Annotated in this window: 4 protein-coding genes; 3 read left to right on the forward strand and 1 reads right to left on the reverse strand. The window is 40.8% G+C overall.

Going from position 1 to position 5,080, the window contains the following annotated elements; genetic code table 11:
• Positions 1–104 precede the first annotated feature (104 nt).
• Positions 105–2,993: an excinuclease ABC subunit UvrA gene (gene uvrA / locus VF500_RS27720; protein ID WP_330862772.1), complete on the reverse strand. Its 2,889-nt coding sequence runs from the start codon at positions 2,991–2,993 to the stop codon at positions 105–107.
• A 506-nt stretch (positions 2,994–3,499) separates the two neighbouring features.
• Between uvrA and VF500_RS27725 the strand changes: the two genes are divergently transcribed.
• The 3 genes from VF500_RS27725 to VF500_RS27735 form a co-directional block, all read left to right on the forward strand.
• Positions 3,500–4,084, forward strand: coding sequence for an RNA polymerase sigma factor (locus tag VF500_RS27725; protein WP_090534404.1), 585 nt, complete (start codon positions 3,500–3,502; stop codon positions 4,082–4,084).
• Positions 4,085–4,355: 271 nt separating this feature from the next.
• Entirely contained in the window at positions 4,356–4,550 is a 195-nt protein-coding gene (locus tag VF500_RS27730; RefSeq protein ID WP_090534406.1) for a hypothetical protein, read from the forward strand.
• Between the two features lie 246 nt (positions 4,551–4,796).
• A partial coding sequence (locus VF500_RS27735; RefSeq protein WP_414688600.1) for an endonuclease III domain-containing protein occupies positions 4,797–5,080 on the forward strand: 284 nt, incomplete at its 3' end.

The raw sequence follows: 5,080 nt of genomic DNA on the forward strand, positions 1-5,080 counted from the left end.
AAATTCGCAAGCTTGATCAAGGCAAACGAGAGGGGCTATGGGTGGAACCCCTTATAGGGTAGAATTAAAAGCACCCGGTTAAAAACGGGTGCTTTTAAATTTTTTTAAAACCTATCTATTAAAAATTTACCTGTGTAGCTATCCTTTTGTTTCAAAAGGTTTTCGGGTATGCCTTCAAATACAACTTTGCCGCCACGGTCACCGCCTTCGGGGCCGATGTCTATAACCCAGTCGGCACATTTGATCACATCCATATTATGCTCAATAACAATAATGGTATTGCCATGATCAAGCAGGGCGTCAAATGATTTCAGTAATTTTTTGATATCAGCAAAGTGCAGACCGGTAGTAGGCTCGTCAAAAATAAATAGTGTTTTATTGGTGCTATTGCCTTTTACCAGGAATGATGCCAGCTTGATACGCTGCGCCTCACCGCCCGATAAGGTATTTGACGACTGTCCCAATTGTACATAACCCAGGCCAACATCAACCAACGGTTTTATTTTGGCAATGATCTTAGGCTCTTTGGCAAAAAACTCCACAGCCTCATCAATGGTCATGTTCAGGATATCCGACACGTTTTTTTCTTTGTACTGGATATCTAAAATATGCTGTTTAAAACGATGGCCTCCGCAGGTTTCGCAGGTTAGGAAGATATCGGCCATGAACTGCATCTCTATCTTAACTTCACCTTCGCCCTGGCAAACATCACAACGGCCGCCCTCAACATTAAATGAAAACGCCGATGGTTTTAACCCTGCCGCTTTTGCCGCCGGCTGGCCGGCATACAGGTTACGGATCTCGTCCCAGGCTTTAACATAGGTAACCGGATTTGAGCGTGATGAACGGCCTATCGGGTTTTGATCAACCATCTCAACTTGTTCAATTTTGCCGTAATCGCCGTCAATGGCGTCGTATGAGCCAGTTTGCTCGCCCGAATAATTGCCTAATGCTTTTTGAACGGCAGGGGCAAGGATGCGTTTTACTAAACTGGTTTTACCTGAGCCGGATACGCCGGTAACAACGGTAAGCACCCCTAACGGGAATTTTGCATTTACATGCTTAAGGTTGTTTTCGCGCGCACCTTTTATTTCAATAAAATCGTGCCATTTGCGGCGACTTGCTGGGATAGCTATTTCTTCCCTGCCGCTCAGGTATTTACCAGTGAGGCTTTTATCGTCTTTTATAATTTCGTTATAAGTGCCGGTGAAAACCAATTCGCCGCCATGGGTGCCGGCTTCCGGGCCGATATCTATGATATGATCGGCCGCTTTCATGATCTCTTCCTCGTGCTCAACAACCAATACGGTGTTGCCCACATCACGAAGGGATTTTAATACAGTGATCAATCGCTGCGTATCGCGCGGGTGTAAACCGATACTTGGCTCATCCAGTACATAAACTGAACCCACCAGGCTGCTGCCCAGTGAAGTAGCCAGGTTAATGCGTTGCGATTCACCGCCCGATAATGTATTTGATAAACGGTTAAGTGTTAAATAGCTTAAACCCACATCATTTAAAAAGCCGAGACGGTTGGTTATTTCCATCAGCAGGCGTTTACCGATCTTGGCATCAGTTTCGCTTAGCTCCAGTGATTTGAAAAATTCAAATGCCTTATCCAGCGGCATCAGCACAACATCAGTAATCGATTTTTCGCTGATTTTTACATACGAGGCATCTATCCGCAGGCGACTGCCTTTACACTCAGGGCAGGTAGTTTTGCCCCTGTATCGCGATAGCAAAACACGATACTGGATTTTATAGGTTTGCTCTTCCATCTCCTTGAAAAACTCATCAAGGCCACGGAAAAACTTATTACCGGCCCATAACAGGCGCTGCTCTTTTTCTGTTAGCTGATTGTATTGGCGATGGATAGGGAAATCGAACTTTAACGCATGCCTTACCAGGGCATCGTTCCATTCGCGCATTTTTTCGCCGCGCCATGGGGCAATTGCTCCTTCATAAATAGATTTGCTTTTATCGGGGATAACCAAATCTTCATCAATGCCAATTACCTTGCCGTAACCTTCACATTTTTTGCATGCACCATAAGGGTTATTAAAGCTGAAGAAGTTTGGAGTAGGTTCTTCAAATTTAAGCCCGTCAAGCTCAAAACGGTCGCAGAAAAAGCGCTCGTGCTCAGTTTCGCCATCCGGTTCCTGGAAGCGGACAAAACAATCGCCCTTGCCTTCAAAAAAAGCAGTTTGTATCGAATCGCCTAAACGGCTAACGGTTTCATCCTCTTCGTTTTTGGTAACGCGGTCAACAACAATGCGTACAGCGGTTTCCTGGTCGGCTTCCGGGACTTCCGCCGCCGCTTTTTTCGCTTTTGTTTTTTTTATCTCCACTACCGGTTCGGCCGCCATTAATGGAACGTTCTCTACCGTTTCATCCTCTAATAAAGATTCGATACGCGAAAGCTTACCGTTATATTCAACGCGGACAAAGCCTTTTTGCATTAATACGGCAAGTTCTTCTTTAAGACTGCGGTTATTGTGCGGATGCAGGGGCGCAAGAATGGTTACCTGGGTTTCATTAGGCAACGAAAGCACAAAATTTACCACATCGGTAACCGAATCTTTTTTTACGATATTGCCTGATATAGGCGATATAGTTTTACCGATGCGTGAAAAAAGCAGCTTCAGGTAATCGTAGATCTCGGTGGATGTACCAACGGTTGAACGCGGGTTGGAGGTGATCACCTTTTGCTCAATGGCAATGGCCGGTGCAATACCTTTAATATAATCAACATCGGGCTTGTTCATACGGCCCAAAAACTGGCGGGCATATGATGAAAGGCTTTCCACATAACGGCGCTGGCCTTCGGCGTATAAGGTATCGAAAGCAAGCGATGACTTGCCCGAACCCGACATGCCTGTAACTACCACCAGTTTGTTTTTGGGGATAGCCACATCAAGGTTTTTAAGGTTGTGTACCCTTGCACCTTTTATGATAATATGTTTTTGCGGATCTTTTTCTGCTTCTTTACTCATTCTGTTGAATTAGTTCAAAGTTGATGGTTTATAGAAGATAGCCATGAATTTGGTTGGTTGATGGCAAAATTTGTACCATGAACCATGATCTATGAACCATGAACTTTTCGGAATGCAAAAATCCTAAAATATTTAGCAGAATCCAAATGAGTTTTAATTGTTTATTGGATTAAACTACGTGAATTATTGGAGTTTACAGTTTGCTGACTTTTTAAAGTTTAATGTTGTTTTAACAACTTCTTTTTAAAAAATTTATTTTGGTGAATGATTAAACCTTCGGTATTAAAAGTTAGTCTAAAGAGAGCTAACCAAATAAATGATTGTTTAACGAATGGTTTTGCCGATTAAATAGTAAAGTTGAGCTTTAAAAAAAAATTTTATTTGTTTTTTTGTCAATAATTTATTTTATTTGAGGAAACAAATCTTTAACCCCTAAGGAGCACGCTATAGAATACACTTTACTTTAAAAGGTTTTAACTAAAAATTAAGTTTAAGTAGTACTTTCTATGGATTTTCAATTGAAGAGTGATCAGGATCTAATCCATCTATACGTAGCCGGCGACGAAGCTGGTTTAGTAGAATTGATAAGGCGTTACCAATCAAAAATATACACTTCTATTTACTTACTGGTAAAGGACGAATACCTTGCTGAAGATATTTTTCAGGATGCATTTATAAAGGTGATCAACACCCTCAAAGCCGGTAAATACAATGAAGAAGGTAAATTTTTGCCTTGGGTAACCCGAATTGCACATAACTTGGTGATTGACCATTTTCGCCGTGAAAAACGTGCGCCAATGATCAGCAATGGAGATGATTTTGACATTTTTGAAGTGCTTGGTAATTACGATGAAAGTACCGAGGATAAAATGGTCAGGGATCAAACCCATAAGGATCTTAAAGCGCTGATCCAGCTGCTTCCGTCAGAACAGAAGGAAGTGCTTATTATGCGCCACTTTGGTGACATGAGCTTTAAAGAGATAGCTGACATTACCGATGTTAGTATCAATACCGCGCTTGGCCGGATGCGTTATGCGCTTAATAATCTCCGCAAAATGATGCAGAGCAAAGAACTTAGCCTGAAGAATTAGGTTTTTACCTTTCGGCAGTCAGAAATAAAAGGTTAGGATATTATTGTTTAGGTTAAATCAAACAATAATATTTTAACCTTATTTTTTGAGCAAAATTTTGATATGATTTCATTAGTGGTTGATATAAAGTCGTTTACTGTTGTAATATGCTAATTCAGGGCCTCCAGCCATTAATTTCGTTAAATAAAAATTTCATTTAATTTTCATTTAACAAAATATTATCTTTAAGCCACCGTTATAAACCATATAAAAATTATAGTAAAATAAGCTTATGGATGAAACCTTTACAAAAACGTTAAATGCATTAGCTAACGAAGCTGAAATGAACAGGAATGCACAAGAAAATCTGGACGCCGACGAAGTGATTTTTTACAATTCAATTCGTGCTGATTTGGACCTGCTGATCAGGAAACCAAAAGTGCAAACCATACACCAGATCCTGGATTATTCAAAAAGCTTACGTTAGTATTTATTGCGGATTCCCCCACTGGTTCATAGATCATGATTGTTGAAAAGGTTACCGATGCGAATCGAAAAACCAAAACCCAATAAGTGATTTATGAACCTTTCTATTTTAAGATGGCTTATGGTTAATGGATCATAGTTCATGGTTTTTTATTGTTGTGAATATCTATACTTTTGGACAGGATCGCCATTGCGTTAAGCTGGGTGCTTGAACCATGATCCATGAACTATTAACCATGAACTAAAAATGTTAAAAGCCGAACGCTATCGCCATTTTGTTGATTATTTTTCTAAAAACCAGCCTAATCCGGTTACTGAGCTGCACTATAATAATCCATTTCAATTATTGGTGGCCGTTATACTTTCGGCACAGTGTACTGATAAACGGATTAACCAGGTAACGCCGGCACTGTTTGAGCGTTTTCCTACTCCGCAAGATCTGGCTGCTGCAACATCCGACGAAGTTTTTGCATACATCCGGTCTGTAAGTTATCCTAATAATAAAGCCAAACATTTGGTAGGAATGGGTAA

Source organism: Mucilaginibacter sp. (genome assembly GCF_036383575.1).
Lineage (GTDB): Bacteria > Bacteroidota > Bacteroidia > Sphingobacteriales > Sphingobacteriaceae > Mucilaginibacter.

What these genes read in the sequence shown, in the direction of transcription:
- uvrA (WP_330862772.1), bottom strand. Translation starts at nt 2,993, where the DNA reads ATGAGTAAAGAAGCAGAAAAAGATCCGCAAAAACATATTATCATAAAA.
- VF500_RS27725 (WP_090534404.1), top strand. Translation starts at nt 3,500, where the DNA reads ATGGATTTTCAATTGAAGAGTGATCAGGATCTAATCCATCTATACGTA.
- VF500_RS27730 (WP_090534406.1), top strand. Translation starts at nt 4,356, where the DNA reads ATGGATGAAACCTTTACAAAAACGTTAAATGCATTAGCTAACGAAGCT.